Annotated in this window: 17 protein-coding genes; 9 read left to right on the top strand and 8 right to left on the bottom strand. The window is 70.9% G+C overall.

The window, feature by feature from the left end:
- Window positions 1-24 precede the first annotated feature (24 nt).
- Entirely contained in the window at window positions 25-312 is a 288-nt protein-coding gene (locus tag OG568_RS02790; RefSeq protein ID WP_329530115.1) for a putative quinol monooxygenase, read from the bottom strand.
- Between the two features lie 233 nt (window positions 313-545).
- On the opposite strand from OG568_RS02790, the gene OG568_RS02785 reads away from it, so the two are divergent.
- The 5 genes from OG568_RS02785 to OG568_RS02765 all read left to right on the top strand — a co-directional run bounded on the left by OG568_RS02785 (window position 546) and on the right by OG568_RS02765 (window position 7,114).
- Window positions 546-2,003 (top strand): aldehyde dehydrogenase family protein, encoded by a 1,458-nt coding sequence (locus OG568_RS02785; protein ID WP_329530114.1) that lies wholly within the window; start codon window positions 546-548, stop codon window positions 2,001-2,003.
- A gap of 32 nt (window positions 2,004-2,035) precedes the next feature.
- Window positions 2,036-3,244, top strand: coding sequence for an L-2-hydroxyglutarate oxidase (lhgO, locus tag OG568_RS02780; RefSeq protein ID WP_329530113.1), 1,209 nt, complete (start codon window positions 2,036-2,038; stop codon window positions 3,242-3,244).
- A 171-nt stretch (window positions 3,245-3,415) separates the two neighbouring features.
- Complete coding sequence (locus OG568_RS02775) at window positions 3,416-4,276, top strand: amidohydrolase family protein (protein WP_329530112.1); 861 nt, start codon at window positions 3,416-3,418, stop codon at window positions 4,274-4,276.
- 13 nt (window positions 4,277-4,289) lie between these two features.
- On the top strand, window positions 4,290-6,014 hold the full coding sequence (locus OG568_RS02770; protein WP_329530111.1) for a thiamine pyrophosphate-dependent enzyme: 1,725 nt from the start codon (window positions 4,290-4,292) through the stop codon (window positions 6,012-6,014).
- A gap of 20 nt (window positions 6,015-6,034) precedes the next feature.
- Window positions 6,035-7,114 carry an Ldh family oxidoreductase gene (locus tag OG568_RS02765; RefSeq protein WP_329530110.1) on the top strand — a complete coding sequence of 360 codons (1,080 nt, stop codon included), beginning with the start codon at window positions 6,035-6,037 and terminating at the stop codon, window positions 7,112-7,114.
- Window positions 7,115-7,207: 93 nt separating this feature from the next.
- Here the strand turns inward: OG568_RS02765 and OG568_RS02760 are convergent, their stop codons facing one another.
- The 3 genes from OG568_RS02760 to OG568_RS02750 form a co-directional block, all read right to left on the bottom strand.
- The gene (locus OG568_RS02760; protein ID WP_329530109.1) at window positions 7,208-8,158 is read right to left on the bottom strand and encodes an alpha/beta hydrolase; all 951 of its coding nucleotides are present in this window, start codon (window positions 8,156-8,158) and stop codon (window positions 7,208-7,210) included.
- Window positions 8,159-8,274: 116 nt separating this feature from the next.
- The gene (locus OG568_RS02755) at window positions 8,275-8,946 is read right to left on the bottom strand and encodes a response regulator transcription factor (protein WP_329530108.1); all 672 of its coding nucleotides are present in this window, start codon (window positions 8,944-8,946) and stop codon (window positions 8,275-8,277) included.
- A complete protein-coding gene (locus tag OG568_RS02750) occupies window positions 8,915-10,219 on the bottom strand; it encodes a sensor histidine kinase (protein WP_329530107.1) in 1,305 nt (434 codons plus the stop codon). The genes OG568_RS02755 and OG568_RS02750 overlap by 32 nt, the downstream gene beginning before the upstream one ends.
- Window positions 10,220-10,516: 297 nt before the next feature.
- Between OG568_RS02750 and OG568_RS02745 the strand changes: the two genes are divergently transcribed.
- Both OG568_RS02745 and OG568_RS02740 read left to right on the top strand, forming a co-directional pair.
- The gene (locus OG568_RS02745) at window positions 10,517-11,287 is read left to right on the top strand and encodes an ABC transporter ATP-binding protein (RefSeq protein WP_329530106.1); all 771 of its coding nucleotides are present in this window, start codon (window positions 10,517-10,519) and stop codon (window positions 11,285-11,287) included.
- Window positions 11,287-13,857 carry an FtsX-like permease family protein gene (locus tag OG568_RS02740; protein ID WP_329530105.1) on the top strand — a complete coding sequence of 857 codons (2,571 nt, stop codon included), beginning with the start codon at window positions 11,287-11,289 and terminating at the stop codon, window positions 13,855-13,857. The genes OG568_RS02745 and OG568_RS02740 overlap by 1 nt, the downstream gene beginning before the upstream one ends.
- A gap of 104 nt (window positions 13,858-13,961) precedes the next feature.
- Here OG568_RS02740 and sthA read toward each other — a convergent pair whose 3' ends face one another.
- From sthA to OG568_RS02720, 4 genes are all read right to left on the bottom strand, one after another.
- Window positions 13,962-15,365, bottom strand: a complete 1,404-nt coding sequence (gene sthA, locus OG568_RS02735) for a Si-specific NAD(P)(+) transhydrogenase (protein WP_266424233.1) — start codon at window positions 15,363-15,365, stop codon at window positions 13,962-13,964.
- A gap of 83 nt (window positions 15,366-15,448) precedes the next feature.
- The gene (locus OG568_RS02730) at window positions 15,449-16,783 is read right to left on the bottom strand and encodes an enolase C-terminal domain-like protein (RefSeq protein ID WP_329530104.1); all 1,335 of its coding nucleotides are present in this window, start codon (window positions 16,781-16,783) and stop codon (window positions 15,449-15,451) included.
- A gap of 43 nt (window positions 16,784-16,826) precedes the next feature.
- A complete protein-coding gene (locus OG568_RS02725; protein WP_329530103.1) occupies window positions 16,827-18,164 on the bottom strand; it encodes a GntT/GntP/DsdX family permease in 1,338 nt (445 codons plus the stop codon).
- Between the two features lie 100 nt (window positions 18,165-18,264).
- Window positions 18,265-19,224, bottom strand: coding sequence for a 5-dehydro-4-deoxyglucarate dehydratase (locus tag OG568_RS02720; RefSeq protein WP_329530102.1), 960 nt, complete (start codon window positions 19,222-19,224; stop codon window positions 18,265-18,267).
- Between the two features lie 106 nt (window positions 19,225-19,330).
- Between OG568_RS02720 and OG568_RS02715 the strand changes: the two genes are divergently transcribed.
- Both OG568_RS02715 and OG568_RS02710 read left to right on the top strand, forming a co-directional pair.
- Window positions 19,331-20,119, top strand: a complete 789-nt coding sequence (locus OG568_RS02715; protein WP_329530101.1) for an IclR family transcriptional regulator — start codon at window positions 19,331-19,333, stop codon at window positions 20,117-20,119.
- Window positions 20,120-20,202: 83 nt separating this feature from the next.
- A complete protein-coding gene (locus tag OG568_RS02710; RefSeq protein ID WP_329530100.1) occupies window positions 20,203-21,003 on the top strand; it encodes a metallophosphoesterase family protein in 801 nt (266 codons plus the stop codon).
- Window positions 21,004-21,056 lie beyond the last annotated feature (53 nt).

Genomic DNA, 21,056 nt, shown 5'->3' with positions numbered 1-21,056 from the left:
GCGCCCGCGCTTCCCGGCAGGGTCTCAGAGGACTTCGGCGAAGGTCACCGTGCGCTCGGTCAGCAGCGGCCACACGGTCTCCACGATCAGCTCGGTGAAGTGACCGGCGACCTTGTGCGCATCGAAGCCGGCGCGGTCGGCGTACTGCTCGTACAGCACGAAACCGCCCGGCCGGTCCACCTCGGCGTGCACCTCGTACGCCAGGTTCGCCGGCTCGGCACGGGTGTGCTCGCGCGCCTTCAGCAGCGCGGCGCGCACGGTGTCCTCGTCGGCGGACTCGCAGCGGTAGTGGGCGACGACTGCGTAGGCCATGTCTGTCTCTCCTTAGGGACTCCGACTCCCGGCGGCGTCGTACAAGCCGTCCGGCCTGCAGATTCCAGCACGGATCAGTCGCCCGCCGACCCGCGCGCGGCGCAAGCAATGACTGCCTGCGCGGGGCTGGTGGCACGGCCCCGACATGGTGTGTTGTCGCATCCGGCCCCCTGTGGCCGCTCCCTGTGCAGACCGCGGCACCCGCACCGCGGCGGACGAAGGAAGTGATCTTCATGCGAACCCTGGAAACCCTCTCCGGTGGAGAGTGGGTGGCGACCGGCGAGTGGATCGACGTCCACGACCCCTCCGATCTGCGGACCCCCGTCGCCCGCGTCCCCGCACTGAGCGCGGCCGACGTCATCCGCGCCTACGACCACGCCGAGCAGGGGTTCGCCGTCTGGAAGCGCACCAGCCCCTTCGAACGCGCCCGGATCATGACCGACGCGGCCCGGCTGCTGCGCGAGCGCCTCGCGGAGATCGCCGAGGACCTGGCGACCGAGATGGGCAAGACCCGGGCCGAGGCCACCGGTGAGACGATCAAGGCCGCGGACTTTCTCGAGTACTACGCCGGTGTCGCCCGCCAGGGGTACGGGACCCTCGTGCACGACGTCCGCCCGGACACCCGCACGCACCACCAGCGAGAGCCGCTCGGCGTCGTCCTCGCGATCACCCCGTGGAACGACCCGCTGATCACCCCGGCCCGCAAGCTGGCGCCCTGCCTCGCGGCGGGCAACGCGGCCCTCCTCAAGCCCGCCACCGACACTCCGCAGGCGGCTCTGCACTTCGCCCGCGCCCTCCACGACGCGGGTCTGCCCGCCGGTGTCCTCAACGTGGTCACGGGCCGCGGCGCGGAGATCTCCGAGGCGCTGATCGCCGACCCGCGCCTGGCCGCGCTCACCTTCACCGGCAGCAACGAGGTCGGCGAGGCCCTGCGCGGCCGGCTCGCGCACAGCAACATCCGCTTCCAGGGCGAACTCGGCGGCAAGAACGCCACCGTCGTGCTCGCCGACGCCGACCTGACCGCGGCCGCCAAGGCCGTCGCCGCCGCGGGCTTCGCCCAGTCAGGACAGCGCTGCACCGCCACCAGCCGGGTGATCGTCGAGCGGCCCGTGTGCGAGGAGTTCACCGCTCTGCTGCTCGCCGAGGCGACCGCGCTGCGCGTCGGTCCCGGCCTCGCCGAGGGCACCACGATGGGGCCGCTGGTGAGCGCCCGTCAGCGTGACGGAGTCCTGTCCGACATCGAGCGCGCGGTCAAGCAGGGCGCGACGGTCCTCGTCGGCGGCGACCAGCCGCGGGACGAGGCACTGAGCCACGGCTGTTACGTCAATCCCACCGTGCTCGGCGAGGTGACCCCGGAGCTGGACATCTGGCGCGAGGAGGTGTTCGGGCCCGTTGTCGTGCTGCTCCCGGTGGACTCCTTCGAAGAGGCGGTCGAGGCGGTCAACGACTCCGTCTTCGGCCTCGCCGCCGCCGTGTTCACGCGGGACCTGGCCGCCGCGTACCGCTTCGCCGACGAGGCAGAGTGCGGCCAGATCGCGGTGAACACCACCACCTCCGGCTGGGACGTCCACCACCCCTTCGGCGGCTTCCGCGACTCCGGGTCGCCGTTCAAGGAGCAGGGCGAGGAAGCCCTGCGCTTCTACACCCGGGTCAAGACGGTCGCCGTCCACTTCGGTGCCCGACGGGTGTGAGCACGGGCCTCAGAAAGGAAAGGAGGATGCCGATGGCTGACGAGACGGTCGGCATCGTCGGCGCCGGCATCGTGGGCCTGGCCACGGGGCGTGAGATCGCCCTGCGCCGCCCCGGCACCCGGGTCGTGGTGCTGGAGAAGGAGCGGGCGGTCGCCGTCCACCAGACCGGGCACAACTCGGGCGTCGTGCACGCCGGCATCTACTACGCGCCGGGCAGCCTCAAGGCGGAGCTGTGCGTGCGGGGCGTGTCCGTGCTGCGCGAGTACTGCCAGGACCGGGGGCTGCCGTACGCGGAGATCGGCAAGCTCGTCGTGGCGGTGCGCGGGGACGAGCTGGGCCGGATGGAGAACCTCTACGAACGGGCCCGCAACAACCACGTGCCGGAGCTGAGGAAGGTCTCCAAGGAGGAGATCAAGGAGCTGGAGCCCCATGCCGGGGGTATCGCGGCCCTGTACTCCCCGCGCACCGCGATCACCGACTACCCGGCGATCGCCCGGGAGTTCGCCAAGGACATCGAGGCCTCGGGCGGCGAGGTGCGGCTCGGATTCCCGGTCACCTCGCTCACCGACGTGCCCGGCGGCATCGAGGTGGCCTCCGGGCAGGAGCGTGTCCGTGTCGACCGGCTGATCCTCTGCGCGGGTCTCCACTCGGACGCCGTGGCCAAACTCGCCCAGGACAGGAAGGAGCCGCGGATCGTGCCGTTCCGGGGCGAGTACATGCTGCTCAAGCCGGAGCGGACGGGCCTGGTGCGCGGGCTGGTCTACCCGGTCCCGGACCCGCGTTACCCCTTCCTGGGCGTGCACTTCACCCCCCGCGTCGACGGCTCGGTCGAGGTCGGTCCGAACGCCGTCCTGGCCCTGGCCAGGGAGGGCTACACGCTCGGCAGGATCTCGCCGAAGGACCTCGCGGGACTCGCGGCCTACCCCGGCTCCTGGCGGATGGCCGCCCGGCACTGGAGGACCGGCATCAGGGAGTACCGCGGCTCGCTGTCCAGGGCGGCGTTCATGAAGGACGCCAAGCTGTACGTTCCCGGCGTCGGCGTCTCGGACGTGGTCCGCGGCGGAGCCGGTGTACGCGCCCAGGCACTGGACCCGGACGGCACGCTCGTGGACGACTTCCGCATCCATCAGGTGGGCCGGATCACCGCGGTCCGCAACGCGCCCTCCCCGGCCGCCACGGCCTCCATGGCGGTCGCCGAACATATCGCCGACGCCGCCCTCGGCAACGCTTCCGCAATCTGAAAATGCCCTGCGTACAGGGCCCTTTCGCGCAAGTAGTGCTTGCATCCCCGGGACTCGGCAAGGCCTCACCACCCGCCTAGCGTTTCTTCCACACCACCCCGCCATCCCCATCGAGGGAAGCACCTCCCCTTCGGGGGAAGCACCTCCCCTTCGGCAGAAAGAGTTGAGGACATGTTCGTTGTCGACACGCAGATCCACATCTGGAAGGAAGAGACCCCGGACCGCCCCTGGGTCCCGGGCGCGCGTGAGCGCATCCGCCTCAACGGCCACCGCGAGGACCCCTTCTCCTACGAGGAGGCCCTCGAGCTGATGGACGAGGCCGGGGTCAACCGGGCGCTGATCCTGCCCCCGTCGTGGGAGGGCAACCGCATCGACTACGCGATCGAGGCCTGCGAGGCGCACCCGGACCGCTTCGGCATCATGGCCCGCGTCCCGCAGGACGACCCGGTCGAGGGCACCGCCCTGCTGAAGGAGTTCGCGCGGAACCCGTACATCAAGGGCACCCGGCTGACCTTCCACCGACCTCAGGATCGCAACTGGATGATCGACGGGACCAACGACTGGTACTGGCCGATCGCCGAGGAGCTCTCCATCCCCACCATGGTCCACGCCCCGATCTGGAAGCGTGAGCTCGGCCAGATCGCCGCCAAGCACCCCGGGCTGAAGATCATCATCGACCACATGGGCATCATGGCCCGCTGTGTGGACGACGCGATCGGCTACTGGGTCCAGGAGACCGCGGACCTCGCCGAGCACCCCAACATCTACGTCAAGGTCTCGGCCCTGCCGGGCTACTCGACGCAGCCCTTCCCGAACAAGAACATCGAGAAGTACGTGCGCGAGATGGTCGACAAGATGGGCCCGCAGCGCTGCTTCTACGGCACCGACATCACCCGGTTGCTCGGCCACGGCATCACCTACACCGACACCATCGAACAGTTCACCAAGCACTGGGACTTCACCCCCGAAGAGCTCGAGTGGATCATGGGCCGAGGTATCTCCGAAGTCCTGAACTGGCCGATCGAGGGCTGAGGAAGCACACGAGATGACGGACACCCGGAACACCCCGGGCACCGACGGCGGCGATGCCTTCGTGGCCGCCTTCAACGCCGTCGGCGCCGACTACCTCTTCTGCTCCTCGGGGTCCGAATGGGCCCCGGTGTGGGAGTCCCTCGCCCGCCGCCACCGTGACGGGCTTCCGTGCCCGCGCTACCTCGACCTGACCCACGAGACCGTCGCCGTCGGCATGGCCACCGGCTACGGACTTCTCACGCGCCGGCCGCAGGGCGTACTGCTGCACGCGGCTCCCGGCCTGCTGCAGGGCTCCATGGCCGTCCACGGCGCGCTCCTCGCCGGCGTCCCGATGGTGGTCGCCTCCTCGGAGTCGACGACGTACGGCGACGGACCCGGTCAGGACCCGGGCGGCCAGTGGTACCGCAACCTGTCCCTCGTGGGTGGCCCGCACGGCGTCGCCCAGCCCTTCACCAAGTGGGCCAACGAGGCGGCGAGCGTCCACACCCTGCCCACGATGATCACGCGTGCGGCGGAGCTGTCCTGGCGGGCCCCGGCGGGCCCGGTCTACCTCAACATCCCCCTGGAGATCCTGCTGGAGGAGTGGGACGGCCGTGAGGCCAAGCCCGTCGTACCGCCGGGCTCCACGCACAGCTCACCCGAAGAGGTCGACCTCGTCGTCCAGCTGATCCGCGAGGCGGACAGTCCCGTGATCGTCACCGAGACGGCGGGCCGTGAGGCGGGCGGCTTCGAGGCGCTCCTCGCCTTCGCCGAGGCGTGGAACATCCCGGTCGTCGAGCCCGACTCGGCCGTGTGCGGCAACTTCCCGCGCACCCACCCGCTGCACGCGGGCAGCGACATCGGCCCATGGATGGACGAGGCGGACCTCATCCTCCTCGTCAACTGCCGCGCGCCCTTCTACCCGCCCTCGCGCCGTCCGTCGAAGGCGCGGATCGTCGTCATCGACGAGGTGCCGCAGCGCCCGCACGTCGTCTACCAAGTCCTCTACGCGGACCGGTACCTGGAGGGCGATGTCGCCAACACCCTGCGCCAGCTCACCAAGCGGGCGAAGGCTGCCCACGCCGACGAGGCAGCCGTGACCGCCGTCACCGCGCGGCGCGCCGCGCAGGAGGAGCGACACGCCGACGAGCAGGCCGCGATCGCCGCGGCCGAGGCGAAGGCGGCAGAGGCCGAGGGCATCGACCCGGTGCTCGTGGCCGCGACCCTGCGGGGGCTGCTCGACGGGCGGGACGCGATCGTCGTCGACGAGACGATCACACACAGCCGTGTCGTCAAACGCCATGTGCAGACGTCCGACCCCGACTCGTACTTCTATGTGCAGGGCGGACTCGGCCAGGGCATCGCGGTGGCCCTCGGCGTCAAACTCGCCGCCCGGGAACGGCCCGTGGTCCTCACCATCGGCGACGGGGCCTTCGCGTACAACCCGGTCATCCCGTCGTACGACGCCGCCAAGGCGTACGACCTGCCGCTGCTGATCGTGGTGTTCAACAACCGCGTCTACAAGTCGATGAACCTCAACCACCGCAGGTTCTACCCCGAGGGCGCGGCCGCCGAGACCGGCGAGTGGCTCGGCACCGACCTGCACCGGCTGCCCCGGCTCGCGCAGTTCGCCGAGCCGTTCGGCATGCACACCGAGACGGTCGACGCACCGGACGCGCTCGCCCCCGCCCTGGAGCGCGCGCTCAAGGCCGTGGCGGAGGGCACCACCGCCGTCGTCGACGTTCTCGTCACCCGCTGACCCAGGAGGCCCCCGCCACCATGACCGACACTCCAACGCCGAAGTCGGGCAAGGTCCTTGTCCCGGCCGAGGATCTACGCGTCTTCGCCGCCGCCCTTCTGGAGAAGGGCGGACTCGGCCCCGAGCACGCCCGCACCACCGCCGACGTGTTCGTCTGGGCCGCGTTGCGCGGCGTCGACTCCCACGGCACCGCACGGGTCCCCGCCTATCTGGAGCTGCTCGCCAAGGGGGTGGCCAACGCCAAGCCCGAGATGACGGTCGAGTCCAGTACGCCGGCGGTCGCCGTCCTCGACGCCGACCGCGCGCCCGGCCCGGTGGCCCTCACCGCGGCCGCCGAGGAGGCGGTGACCCGGGCCAGGGCGGCGGGCATCGCCGCCGTGGGGGTACGCCGCACCGTCCACACCGGCGCCATCGGCTACTACGTGTCGAAGATCGCCGAACAGGGCCTGGTCGGCATCGCCTTCGTCGCCGGGATGCCCAACATGGGCTACACCGGGGTCAAGGGCGCGGCCGTTGCCACGAGCCCGCTCGCCATCGCCGTACCCGCCGAGAGCCACGCGCCGCTCCTCCTGGACATGGCCACCGCCACGATCGCCCTGGGGAAGATCCGCCAGGCCAGGACGAGCGGCACCCCGCTGCCGGAAGGGGCCGCCGCCGCCGAGGACGGCACCCCCACCACGGACCCGGAGAAGGCGGTCATGCCGCTGCCGTTGGGCGGCGCCAAGGGATCCGGCATGTCGCTGGCCTTCGAACTGCTCACCAGCGTGCTCGTCGGAGCACCGATCTTCGCCGCCTTCCACTCGGACGATCCCCAGGGCCGCAGGCACCGCCAGAACGCCCTGCTCATCGCCATCGACCCGGCGGCCTTCGGTGACGCGGACGGCTTCACAGCGGCCGTCGACGCCACCCTCGGCACGCTCAAGGGCCTGGCCGCGGCGGACGGCGCCGAGGGGGTTTTCTACCCCGGGGAGCGCAGTGCCGCCGTGGGTGTGCGGCGTGCCGAGAAGGGGGTACCCGTGACGCCGAAGGTGTGGCGTGAACTGACGGAGAGCGCGGGCAAGTTGGGCATCACACCACCCGAGGCCCGCTCGCAGGGCTGACAGTCGCCTCCATGGAGAGGGGGATGGAGGAGCGGGTGGCCGGGGCGTCCGACGCGCGGTGGGCGCCCCGTCCGCCTCGGGGCGGACGCCCGCTCAGTCCGCCTTGCCGGTCCCGGTGTCGACGGACCGCCGTACATGACGGGCGATCAGGGCGTAGATCTCCCGGGCCTTCTCGTCGTCCTTGCCGTCGTACCCGTGATCGACCTGGGGCACGTCGTGGTGCTCGACGAGGGCGCCCGCCCGCTGAAGGCGCTCGGCGTAGCGCACGCCTTCCGCCTTCAGGAGGTCGTACTCCGCGGTGACGACCAGCGCCGGGGCGATGCCCTTGAGGTCGGCGGTGTCCGAGGGATGGGCGGGCGACACCAATCGGTCGGCGCGCTCGCGCGGGTCGGGCACGTAGCAGGTGTCGAAGACGTCCGCCATCCACGGCCGCAGCACCGGTTTGGCGATGGCGGCGTGCTTGTCCTTGGCGCTCGTCGCGAGATCGAGCGGTGCGTAGTGCAGGACCTGGAGCGCGATCGAAGGCCCGCCCTCCTCGAGCGCCTGACGAGCGACGGCCGCGGCGAGACCGCCTCCGGCGCTCTGGCCGCCCACGGAGAGCCGGCTGCCGTCCCAGCCGTGCTCGGCGCCGTGCTCGGCGATCCACCGGACGACCTCGAAGGCCTGCCGGGGCGGAGCCGGGAAGGGGTGCTGCGGAGCGACGACGTAGTCCACGTTGAGCACGGTCACCCCCGCTTCGGCGGCGAGGAAACGGCAGAGCGGATCGTCGATCTCCGTCAGGGGCATGACGTAGCCGCCGCCGTGGAAGTTGACGTGAACCGGCGGTGGTGGGCCCTCGCTCGCGGGCGGATACACCGTGACCCGGGCCGGGGCGACCGAGGTCGGGATGGTCAACTCGCGTACGGTGCGCGGGAACTCGGGGAGGCGGGCGTGCCAGGCGGCGGCGGAACCGCGGCCGCCCGGGCGCCGGTCGGCCGCCAGGGCGAGGCGCTGCATCGACTTGGCGGCGAAGGAGGCCACGGCGGGCCTGGCGAGGAGGGACATACGGTTCCGATCGTCGAGCCGTGTCATCGAGCCGTGTCATCGAGCCGTGTGGCCAATCAACAGGATTCCTGGCAATTGGTGGGCCGATGCTAGCACGGGCGATCGAATCTCCTCGGTCAGTTGACCCCGCGCGGTACGACCAGTCCGCAGTCGTACGCCAGGATCACGGCCTGGACGCGGTCGCGCAGTTGGTACTTCTCCAGGATGTGGGCGACGTGTGTCTTGACCGTGGTCTCGCCCACGCCGAGTTCGAGCGCGATCTCCGCGTTGGACAGGCCGCGGGTCAGGGCGCGCAGCACGTCGAGTTCGCGGCCGGTCAGGGCGTCGAGCTTCGAGGGTACGGTCGGCGTCGTGGGCGCGGCGAGGTGGGCGAAGCGACCCAGCAGCCGGTGGGTGACGCGCGGGGAGAGCACGGCCTCACCGTCGGCCACCGTACGGATCGCGCCCACCAGGGAGTCGGCGGGACCGTCCTTGACCAGGAAACCGCTGGCCCCGGCGCGCAGGGCGTCCACGACGTGCGCGTCCAGGTCGAACGTGGTGAGGATGACGATCCGGCTGGGCGAACCCGACCGCACGATCCGGCGGGTGGCCTCGACGCCGTCCATGTGCGGCATCCGGATGTCCATCAGGACGACATCGGGGCTGAGCGCCTCGGCGCTCGCGACGGCGGCCGCGCCGTCCGACGCCTCGCCGACGACGACGATGTCCGGTTCGGCCTCGAGGATGAGCCGGAATCCCGTCCGGATCATGGGCTGGTCATCGACCAGCAGGACGCGGATGGATCGCATGCGGGGCGTGCCCTTCGTGCTGGGGGTCGGGTTCGGGGGAGGGGAGCGGGACGACCGCGTGGACGCAGTATCCGCCGCCCGGGCGGTTGCCGGTGTGCAGGGAGCCTCCCACGGCGCCGATCCGTTCGCGCATGCCGACCAGACCGTGACCGGAGCCCCGCGCCAGGGTGGGCGGTCGGGAGGTCTCGCCGTCCTGCGGCGGTCCGTCGTCGCAGAGCCGCACGGTGAGCCGGTGCCGCTCCTGCTCCCAGGCGACGGTGAGCGCGGTATGGGTGTGACCGGCGTGCTTGAGGGTGTTGGTGAGGGCTTCCTGCACGACGCGGTAGACGGCGAGCTGTGAACCGGCCGGCAGCTCGGCGGGAGTTCCCCTGGTGTCGAACTCGACCTGGAGTCCGGCGGCGCGCACCGAGTCGACGAGCGTGGGAAGGGCGTCGATGGTGGGCTGCGGCGGTTCCTTGTTCGGATCGCTCTGCGCCTCCTCGTCCGTCCGCAGCACGTCCAGGAGCCCGCGCAGCTCGGTGACGGTGGCCCGTCCCGTCTTCTCGATGGTGCTGTGCAGTTCGTGGGCCTTGGCGCTGTCGCGGTCCTGGATCCGGTCGGCGGCGATGGTCTGCACGACCATGAGACTGACGTTGTGGGCGACGATGTCGTGCAACTCGCGGGCGATCCGGGCACGTTCCTCCATCACGGCGGCCCGTGCGTTGGCGACCTGTTCGCGTTCGATCGCCGCGGCCCGTTCCAGCGCCTGGTTCTGGATGGCGGTGCGCGCCCTGGACAGCCGGCCCAGCGCCCACGCGGCGACCAGCAGCACCGTCTCGGTCAGCAGGGTGGTGACACGGTGCCCGGCCGGGGCGAGCAGCGACTCCGTGACGGCCGCGGCCGGGATGAGCGCCGCCACCACCAGCGTCGCCGTACGGGGACCGGACCGTACGGCGGTGAGGAACACGCCCGTGGCCACGCCCACGTAGGTCGGCCCGATGGAGGTGCCGTCGGGCCCGGAGAGCTGCGGGATGTAGTGGAGGCCCTGGAGCGCGGCGGCCGCCGCCGACATCACCAGCAGCGCGGGCAGCGGAGACCGGCGGTGGACGGCGAGCGGCAGCGCGGACACCAGCACGAGCACCAGGAACCACACGTCCGGCGAGCGCAGTTCGGGTCCGCCGGGAGGGATCGCCAGCGGCACGGCCGCGCATCCGGCGATGAGCAGCAGGGCCAGACCCGCGTCGGTGACGGCCGGGGGCACACGGCGCCCGGCGAACGAGTCCATCAGGTCCATGCGCCCCACGTTAGACGGCTCAACCCGTGCGCTGATCTGCCCTGGGGGTGACTGCGCGCGGCCGGTCTCCTCCGTGGCGGCATCGTCCGCAAGGAGGAGGCGCCCCGCGTGACCGGCGGCGCGAGGAGACCGTGTCCTCCTCCGTACGGCGGAGGGCACCGGCGATCTCGCCCGACCGGGGGAGACCACGGTTCGACGGTGCGGCCGAGGCCACGCCCCGCCGCCGCCGGTGGACTTGGAGCACCACTCACGGAACGCCGTGCGAGAAGTGGGAACTTGAGAAGTCGAGGAGTCACAGTGCGGTCTTGGGGCCAACAACCGGACGGGCCGGCCGACGGTCGGTACGCGGTACAGCTGACGGACGTGACCAAGCGGTACGGGGATGGCCCCTCGGCCGTTCTGGCGCTCGACAAGGTCGACGCGGGCATCGCACCCGGCACGTTCACGGCGGTGATGGGCCCCTCGGGATCCGGCAAGAGCACCTTCCTGCACTGCGCGGCGGGCCTCGACCGGCCCACCTCGGGCGTGGTCCGCCTGGGCGCACAGGACCTGTCGACGCTCAAGGAACGACGGCTCACGGAGCTGCGCCGCACGCGCATCGGCTTCGTGTTCCAGGCGTTCAACCTGCTGCCCTCGCTGACCGTCGAGCAGAACGTCACGCTGCCCCTGCGGCTGGCCGGACGACAGGCCGACGCGGGCTGGTTCGACCACATCGTGAAAGCCGTCGACCTCGGCGACCGGCTCGCACGCTTCCCCGCCCAGCTCTCCGGCGGCCAGCAGCAGCGGGTGGCGATCGCGCGCGCCCTGGTCACCCGTCCCGAGGTGATCTTCGCCGACGAGCCGACCGGGGCGCTCGACCCGGAGACCGCCCGGGACATCCTGGGGCTGCTGCGGCAGGCGGTCACCGACCTGCACCAGACGGTGGTCATGGTCACCCACGACCCGGTGGCCGCCGCACACACCGACCACGCCCTCTTCCTGAGCTCCGGACACCTCGTCGACGCCTTGGCCGAGCCGAGCGCCGACCGCGTCGCGGAGGTCATGGCCGGCCTGCGGAGGGCCGCCTGATGCTGAGCCTCGCCCTGCTGACGCTCAAGGCCCGCAAGGGTGGATTCGTCGGCACCTTCGTCGCCCTGCTGCTCGGCGCCGCCGTCCTGAGCGCTTGCGGGATCCTGCTGGAATCGGGCATACGCGCCGGATCCTCCCCCGAGCGGTACGCGGCGGCCGACGTCGTCGTAGCGGGCCGCCAGGAAGTCGAACAGACCTTCAAGGACCTCGACGGATCGACCGTCAGGCAGTCCGAGCCGCTGCCCGAACGTGTACCACTGCGCGCCTCGTTGGCCGGCCGGATCACCGGCGTCGACGGCGTCAGGTCCGTGATCGCGGACACGGGCGCCCCGGTGCGGCTGGTGACCGATGCCGGACAGCCGGTGCCGGGACGCCACGGCGCGGGTGTGGCGGCCCACAACTGGTCGGGCCTCGGCCTCGGCGACTTCCGGCTGACCACCGGTCACGCGCCACGCGCCGCCGGGGACATCGTCCTGGACACCGGACTCGCCGCACAGGCGGGCGTCCGCCCCGGCGACGACATCCGCCTGATGACCACCTCGGTGCCCCGCACCTTCCAGGTCGCCGGACTGGTCGCCCTGAAGGACGGTGACGCGCCCCGCCGGTCGGTGGCGTTCCTGGCCGACGCGACCCTGCGCCAGTCGGTCCCCGAAGCCTCCGTCCAGGCCTTCGGCGTCCTCGCCGCGCCCGGCACGTCACCGCACCGACTTGCGGATGCCATCAAGTCCACGCTCCACGACGACACCCTCGCCGTACACACCGGGGAGGGGCGCGGCCGGGCCGAGTTCCTCGACGTCACCGTCAGCGGCTCCAACCTCGTCGTCCTGGCCGCCGCGATCGGCGGCAACGTCCTGCTCGTCGCCGTCTTCGTGCTGTACGCCACCACGTCCCTGTCGATCCGCCACCGCCGCCGGGAGATCGCCCTGCTGCGCGCGATCGGCACCACCCCCGGCCAGATCCGGCGCATGGTCGCCGCCGAAGCCGCCGCCACCGGCCTGCTCGCCGGTGTGCTGGGCTGCCCGGCGGGTCTGCTCCTCGTGTACTGGCTGCGCGACCGGTTCGCCGGACACGGCATCGTCCCGGCCGACTTCGGGCTCGCCCTCAGCCCCCTGCCCTTCCTCGCGGCGGTGCTCGTCACCGTCCTGACCGCGCTGGTCGCGGTGGTGTCCGCAGCCCATCGCGGGACGCGGATCCGGCCCACCGAAGCCCTCGGCGAAGCCGCCGTGGAGACCCCAGGGCTCGGCCGCGGACGGCGGATCACCGGCGGTGTGCTGCTCGTGCTGTCCGCGGGGATCTTCGTCACCGGACTGGTCCAGAACGCCGACTTCTTCACCCTCGTCGGGCTCGCCAACTCCCTCGTACTCGTTCTCGTCATCGCCGTCGCGGTCCTCGGCCCGCTGGTCTGCCGCACCGCCGTACGCCTGCTCGCCCCGCTGCTGAACCGGACCGGTGTCACCGGCTACCTCGCGGCGGCCAACACCCGGGCCAACGTGGGCAGGCTGGCTGGCGCGATCACCCCGCTCGTACTCGCCGTCTCCTTCTCCTCGACCGTCGTCTTCGCGCAGACCACCGGGCTCAGGGAGTCGGCCGACCAGTTGCGGGCCGGGCTCGTCGCCGACCACGTCCTCACCGCGCCGTCCGGAGTGTCACCCGAACTCGCCGAGAAGGTGAAAGACATGAAGCAGGTGGCGTCGGCCACCGGACTGGTCAGGTCCAAAGTCGTCGCCATCGCCAAGATGTTCGGCATCCAGGATTCCGTCTCGCTCAGCGCGCAGGGCGTGGATCCCCGGGCACTAGGCAGCGCCCTCGATCTGCGGCCGAGGGAAGGGAACTTGAAGGCCCTGTCACGGAACACCGTGGCGATCAGCACCACCACGGCCTCCTGGCTCGGGCTCGGAGTCGGGGACACCGCCAGGCTCCATCTGGGCGACGGCACCCCGCTGCGGGCCAAGGTCGTCGCCGTCTACGAACGCGGCTTCGGGTTCACCGACGTGACCATGGACCACGACCTGCTGCTCGCCCACACCACCGGGAAGGTCGACGAGTCCGTCCTCGTACGCTCCGCCGCCTCGGCACCCGACCTGACCCAGGCCCTGTCGCACGTGGCCGCGGCCTACCCAGGCACGGTGCTCCGTGACGGCCTCGCCGTCGACGACCAACTGGCGCAGCAGCGGGCGAACGCCTGGGTCAACTACCTGGTCGTCGGCGTGATCATCGCGTACACCGCGATCACCGTCGTCAACACGCTGGCGATGAACACGGCCGCGCGCCGCCGGGAGTTCGCTCTGCTGCGGCTTTCGGGCACGGCCCGCGGGCAGGTCGTGGGCATGATGCGGCGGGAGAGCGTCATCGTCATCGCGGCCGGGGTGGGCATCGGGACCCTGCTCTCCGCGTTCCCTCTCGTCCTCGTGTCGATGGCGGTGAGCGGTACCCCGATCCCGGCCGTGCCAGGCCTCGGCTATCTGGCGATCGCCGGCGTGACGGCGGCCCTCGCGGCGGCGGGCACGATGCTGCCGACGCGGATGCTGTTGAGGATCCGACCGGTCGAGGCGATCGGTGCGAAGGAGTGACATCGACGTGAGGCGAGGCCCGGGCGCCCTACCGGGCAACCCGGGCCTCGCCCGTGCCAGTTCTGCCCGTGCCGGGTCCCGCCTGTGCCGGGCCCTGGCGGTGGTCAGTCCCTGAGGCGGTCTATCTGACGGATCTTGTTGGTGGCGTCCAGGGCGGCGACCTTGTAGGACTCGGCCAATGTCGGGTAGTTGAACACCGCGTCGACGAGGTAGTCGACCGTGCCGCCGCAGCCCATCACGGACTGCCCGATGTGGATCAGCTCGGTGGCCCCGGTGCCGAAGCAGTGCACGCCGAGCAGCTTGCGGTCGTCCGGGGAGACCAGCAGCTTGAGCATGCCGTGCGAGTCGCCGATGATCTGGCCCCGGGCCAGCTCGCGGTAGCGGGAGATACCGACCTCGAAGGGCACACACTCCTCGGTGAGCTGGTCCTCGGTGCGGCCGATGAAGCTGATCTCCGGGATCGTGTAGATGCCGATCGGCTGCAGGTCGTGCATCGGGTGCACCGGCTCACCGAAGGCGTGGTACGCCGCCGTACGGCCCTGCTCCATCGAGGTCGCCGCCAGGGCCGGGAAGCCGATCACGTCGCCCACCGCGTAGATGTGCGGCACCTCGGTGCGGTAGTTCTCGTCGACCTTGATGCGACCGCGCGGGTCGGCCGACAACCCGGCCTTGTCCAGGTCGAGTTCGTCGGTGAGGCCTTGCCTGCCCGCGGAGTACATCACGGTGTCCGCGGGGATCTTCTTGCCGCTCTCCAGGATCGTGAGAGTGCCCCGTGGATGACGTTCGACCGCCGCGACCGTCTCCCCGAAGCGGAAGGTGACCGCGAGGTCCCGCAGGTGGTACTTCAGCGACTCGATCACCTCGACATCGCAGAAGTCGAGCATCCCGGCCCGCTTCTCGACCACCGTGATCTTGCTGCCGAGGGCCGCGAACATGGAGGCGTACTCCATGCCGATCACCCCGGCCCCGACGATGACCATGGAGCGCGGCACCCGCTCCAGGTTGAGAACGTTGTCCGAGTCCATGATCGTCTGCCCGTCGAACGCCACGCTCGCGGGCCGCGCCGGCCGGGTGCCGGTGGCGATCACGATGTGCTCGGCCGTCAACAGCTTCTCGTTGCCGTTCGCTTCGACCAGGGCGACCGTGTGGTCGTCCACGAAGCGGCCGGTGCCGGCGAACAGGGAGATGTGGTTGCGGGACAGCTGGCTGCGGATGACGTCGACCTCGCGGCTGACCACGTGCTGGGTGCGCGCGGTCAGGTCGGCGACGGTGATGTCCTCCTTGAGGCGGTAGCTCTGGCCGTACATATCGCGCTGGGTGAGGCCGGTGAGATAGAGGACCGCCTCACGCAGGGTCTTGGAGGGGATGGTCCCGGTGTGGATGGAGACCCCACCGACCATGTCGGGGCGGTCGAGGACGGCGACCCGGCGGCCGAGCTTGGCCGCGGCGATGGCGGCCTTCTGACCACCCGGGCCGGATCCGATGACAAGCATGTCGAAGTCGCGCACCCTCCGGAGTCTGTCAGGCGCGGGTCCTCACCCGGAAGGGTGAATGGGCAACAGTCCGTCTCACATGAGGGATTGAGACAGGCTCAGCGCACGAGACACGGACGCTTGCTGTCGAACTCCCAGCCGGGGACCAGGTAGCGCATCCCGACGGCGTCGTCCCGCGCCCCGAGCGCCTTCTCCCGGTAGAGCTCGTGGGCCGCGAGGAGCCGCTCCATGTCGAGCCGGACACCGAGACCGGGCGCGTCCGGCACGGAGATCTCCCCGTCGACGATGCGCGGCGGTGCGACGGTGAGGCGCTCCAGGCCCTCCTGCCAGATCCAGTGCGTGTCCAGGGCGTTGTACGCGCCCGGTGCCGCGGCCCCGCAGTGCGTCACCATCGCCAGCGAGATGTCGAAGTGGTTGTTCGAGTGGCAACCCCAGGTCAGCCCCATCGCGTTGCACAGCTGCGCGACACGCACCGAGCCCTGCATGGTCCAGAAGTGAGGGTCGGCCAGCGGGATGGACACCGACTGCAGGGCCAGGGCGTGGGTCAGCTGCCGCCAGTCGGTGGCGATCATGTTGGTCGCGGTCGGCAGGCCCGTGGCGCGGCGGAACTCGGCGAGGATCTCCCGCCCGGAGTAGCCGCCCTCGGCTCCGCAGGGGTCCTCGGCGTAGGCGAGCGTGCCCATCAGGGGCGCACACAGCTCGATCGCCTCGCGCAACGACCACGCGCCGTTCGGGTCGAGGGTGATCCGCGCCTCGGGGAAGCGGTCCTTGAGCGCCCGTACGGCCTTGACCTCCTCCGTGCCCGCCAGGACACCGCCCTTGAGCTTGAAGTCCCGGAAGCCGTAGAGGTCGTGGGTCGCCTCGGCCTGCCGGACGATCGCCTCGGGCGACAGTGCCTCCTCGTGCCGGATCCGGTACCAGTCCTCGGTCGCGTCGGGTGCGCGGACGTACTCCAGATCCGTGCGGTCGGGGTCACCGACGTAGAACAGATAGCCGAGAACCCGTACGGAGTCGCGCTGCTGCCCGTCCCCCAGGAGCGCCGCGACGGGTACGTCGAGGTGCTGGCCCAGCAGGTCGAGCAGCGCCGACTCGACGGCGGTGACGGCGTGGACGGTGGTGCGCAGGTCGAAGGTCTGGGCGCCGCGTCCACCGGCGTCGCGGTCGGCGAAGCGGTCCCCGATCTCGCGCAGGACGCGCTTGTAGTCACCGACCTTCGCCCCGACGACGAGGGACTCGGCGTCCCGCAGTGTCCGCGTGATCTTCTCCCCGCCGGGGACCTCACCGAGGCCGGTACGCCCCTCGGAGTCCGTCAGGACGACGACGTTACGCGTGAAGTAGGGGCCGTGCGCGCCGGAGAGGTTCAGCTCCATGGAGTCCCGGCCGGCGACCGGATAGACGGAGAAGGCGGTGACGGTCGGCTGGCTCTTGTTCATACGTCTCAAAGTCCTTGGGTACGGGGGTGATCAGGGGGTGGGGTCAGAGGCTGAGGACGTCGAGGGCTTGCTCGACCGCCAGGACACCGCCCAGACCGAGGACGGCCAGCACGGTCGTGTACGTGGTGCGGACCTTGATCGCCTCGATGACCGAGAGGTTGAAGTACTCCTTGAACAGCCAGAAGCCGGGGTCGTTGACGTGGGAGAAGGCGATCGAACCGCAGCAGACGGCGAGCACCATCATCTCGGGATGTGCCCCGCTGCCCGCCAGGAGCGGCAGGACCACGCCGGAGGCCGTGACGACGGCGACCGTCGCCGAGCCCAGTGCCACCCGGAGGATGACCGCGATGAGCCACGCGAGGACGATCGGCGAGATGGACCAGCCTTGCGTCTGGTCCTTGATGTAGTCGGATATCCCGCCCTCGACGAGGACGTTCTTGAAGGCGCCGCCGGCACCGATCACCAGCAGGATCATGGCCATCGCCTGGGCGGCGGAATTGCAGGAGGCGCTGACCTCCGCGAGGCTTCGGCCCATGCGCGGACCGAACGCCCAGATCGCCAGCAGCAGGGTCAGCAGCAGCGCGATCGGCGCGGATCCGATGAAGGTGACGAAGTGCAGGAACGGGCCCGAACCGGACGTGGCCATGTCGGTCACGGCGGCACCGGCGATCAGCACCACGGGGAACAGGGCCACGCCCAGCGACCAGCCCAGCCCGGGCATCTCCTCGTCCTCGAACACCTGCTCACTGACCAGGCCCCGGGGGATCGTGGGATCCATCGCCCTGATGAACGGCAGCCGCGGCCACACCAGGGCGATGAGCGCGCCGACCGGGACGGCGATGAACAGGCCGTAGAACAGCGTCAGACCGACGGACGCGTGGAAGGTCGCGGCCACCGCGGTGGGGCCGGGGTGGGGCGGCAGGAAGCTGTGCATGGTCGACAGGGCGATCGACATCGGCAGCCCGACCCACAGCAGCTTCGCGCCGGTCACCCGCACCAGGGTGAACGCGATGGGCACGATGATGATGAAGGCGACCTCATAGAACATCGTCACGCCGATGAGCATCGACGTCACCACCATGGCCACCTGGACGCCGCGCGGGCCGAAGGCGTCGAGGAGCTTGCCGGCGATGCGCTGGGCGGCGCCCGAATCCCCCATGACACGGCCGACCATGGCGCCCAGCCCGATGGTGAGCATCGTGTCGCCGACCTGGCCGCCGATGCCTTCGGAGAGGACGTCCGGGATCTTCTCCAGCGGAATCCCACGGACCAGACCGACGCCGACCGCCACCAGCAGCAGGGCGGCGAAGCCGTTCAGTTTGAGCTTGGTCATGAGCAGCAGCAGGACCAGAACGCTGATCCCGACTACGAGGAGCGGCACGTTTCAGTTCCCCTTTGAACTGTTGGACCGGGTGACGGGTGGCAGATGACGGAAGACGAATGACAGACGACAGACGACGGATGACAGATGACGTCGTCTGTCAGGCGGACAGCCCTACGGCCCCCACCACGTTCAGACCGTCGTCGAGCACCTTCGTCAGCGCGGCGAGGTCCTCCGGGCCCGGGTCCGTGAGCGGAGCGCGGACCGGGCCGACCGGCAGACCGCGCAGCCGGGCGGCGGCCTTGACCAGCGACACCGCATAGCCGGGCACCCGGTCGCGCAGCTCGACGAGCGGGACGTAGAAGTCGCGCAGGAGCTCGGTCACCCCCGCGTCGTCGCCGTCCCCCAGGGCGGCGAAGAAGGCGTTCGCGATCTCGGGTGCGAACGCGTGCACCGCCGAGGAGTAGGCGGGGACGCCCACGGTGGCGTAGGCGCGGGCCTGGATCTCGGCGGTGGAGGCGCCGTTGAAGAAGAGGAAGCCGTCGGGCGCCGCGAGTGTGAGGCGCTGAAGCCGGTCGAGGTCGCTGTGCCCGTCCTTGAGGCCGATGACCGTGGGGATCTCCGCGATCCGGCGCAGACTGTCGGCGGTGAAGGCGACCTGACCGCGCTGGTAGGCGATCAGCGGCAGAGAGGTGCCGGACGCGATCCGCCGCAGCTGTTCAACGAGGCCTTCCTGCGGGGCCGCGACCAGGTAGTGGGGGAGTACCAGCGCGGCGTCGGCGCCCGCCTCTTCCGCGATCCGTGCGAAACGCAGCGCCTGCGCCCAGCCGTAGCCGATGCCCGCGACCACCGGCAGCCGTCCGTCGGCGACCTCGACCGTGGCCCCGACGACCGCGCGGTACTCGTCCTCGTCCAGCGAGAAGAACTCCCCGGTCCCACAGGCGGGGAACACCGCGCCCGGCGCGTTGTCCAACTGGGCGGTCAAGTAAGCGCGGTACGCCTCGAGATCCAGGCTGCCGTCCTCCCGGAAGCTGGTGAGCGGGAAGGACAGCACTCCGCCCGCCATGCCGTCCCGCAGTCGCTTGACCACGCCCTCGGTCGCCGCACTGAACTGTGTCATGAACTCTGTCCCCATATGCAGATGGCATCTATGTATGCAGATGGAGGCTAGGTTCGTGAACGCGCGGGGTCAATGGGTCCGGCACGGCGGATTTACGATGGGGCCCATGCCGGAGAGCAGTGGTGTGCGAGAAGTGAAGTCGGCGGCCCGCACGGTCGCGCTGCTGGAACTGCTCGCCGGGCGGGGCGACCGGCCGGCCCGGCTTGACGAACTCGCCGCTCGGCTGGAGGTGCCGCGCAGCAGCATGTACCAGCTGCTGCAGACCCTCGTAGACCGCGGCTGGGTGCGTACCGACACCACCGGCTCGCTGTACGGCATCGGGATCCGGGCCCTGCTCACGGGCACCAGCTATCTCGACAGCGACCGGCACGTGCGGGTGGTCCGCCCCTACCTCGACGAAGCCTCGGACGCGCTGGGGGAGACCATCCACCTGGCGCGCCTCGACGGCACGGACGTCGTCTATCTCGCGACCCGTGAGTCCCACGAGTACGCGCGCACCCTGAGCCGGGTCGGCCGACGGGTCCCGGCGCACGCCGGAGCCCTCGGCAAGGCCCTTCTCGCCGAGCGTCCGGACGACGAACTCCCGCTTCCCGACGCGCCGTTGACCGCCCTCACGGAGAACACGCACACCGAGCAGGCCACCCTGCTCGCGGACCTGGCGGAGGTACGGGAGCGCGGCTACTCCATCGACCGCGAGGAGACGGTGCCCGGCGTCGCGGGCTTCGGCTTCGCCCTGCGTTACGACACGCCGGCCGTCGACGCCATCAGCTGCTCGGTGCCGGTGGCCCGGCTCACCGAGGAGCACGAGGCCCGAATCGTCGCCGTCATGCGGGAGATGCGGATGAAGCTCGAGTCCCTGCTGTCGCCCGCCTCGGGTGCTCCCGACTGGCGTTGACCGGTTCGGCGGCGACGGTCTCGGTGGCGACGCTTTCGGTGGAACGTCCGGTCCGGCACCGGGCGCGGTTGCTACCGTCAATCATGGACACGACGTTGTACGGCCCCGGCGCCTGGGAGGGGCCGGCGCGCCGCCATGGTCCCGTTCGACGGGTCGCGGTCGTTTCCGACGTCCACGCGAACGTTCCGGCGCTGACCGCGGTCCTGGCGGAGATCGAGGAGGCCGCCGTCGATCTGGTGGTCTCGTGCGGAGACCTGACCTGGGGCGCCGAACCCGACCGTACGGTGGAGCTGATGGCCGCGCTGCCACGGGCCCTGTTCGTCCGGGGCAACGGGGAGCGGGCCGTCGTGGACATTCACCGCGGGGTCCGTCGGCCGAGCACCGAGCGTGAGGCGTGGGTGCCGCGGCAGCACTCGGGCGCGAGTGTCGCGTTCCTCGCCAAGATCCCCTTCAGTGTCGTCGTGGACGTCGTCGGGCTGGGACCCGTGCGGTTCTGCCACGGATCGCCGCGCGGCGACACCGAGCTGATCACACCCGCGACGCCTGCCGGGCGTTTCGCGGAACTGGCCGCCGACGTCGAGGAGGCGGTGATCGTCACCGGGCACACGCACCTCCAGTTCGACCGCACCGTCGCCGGACGGCGCAGCGTCAACCCGGGCAGCGTCGGGCTCCCCTTCCACGAGGGCCCGCCCGGCACCGCCTTCTGGGCCCTGCTCGGCCCGGACGTCGAGCTGCGGCAGACCTCGTACGACATCGACGCGGCCCGTGCCACCGGGCCCCGCACGGGGGACCCCGCGGCCGAACGCATCACCGCCCTGCTGAACACCCCGCCCACTCCGGCCGAGATCACCGCGGACGCGGAGGGGCGGGTCTTCTCCGACTAGGACCTGTCCGATAGAACCTGGAGAGCCTGAGGCGTATCCAGCTACGGGCGGCC

It is taken from the genome of Streptomyces sp. NBC_01450 (assembly GCF_036227505.1).
GTDB lineage: Bacteria > Actinomycetota > Actinomycetes > Streptomycetales > Streptomycetaceae > Streptomyces.
The sequence above is the reverse complement of the archived record's forward strand: the minus strand, read 5'-3'. Positions and strand labels throughout refer to the sequence as shown.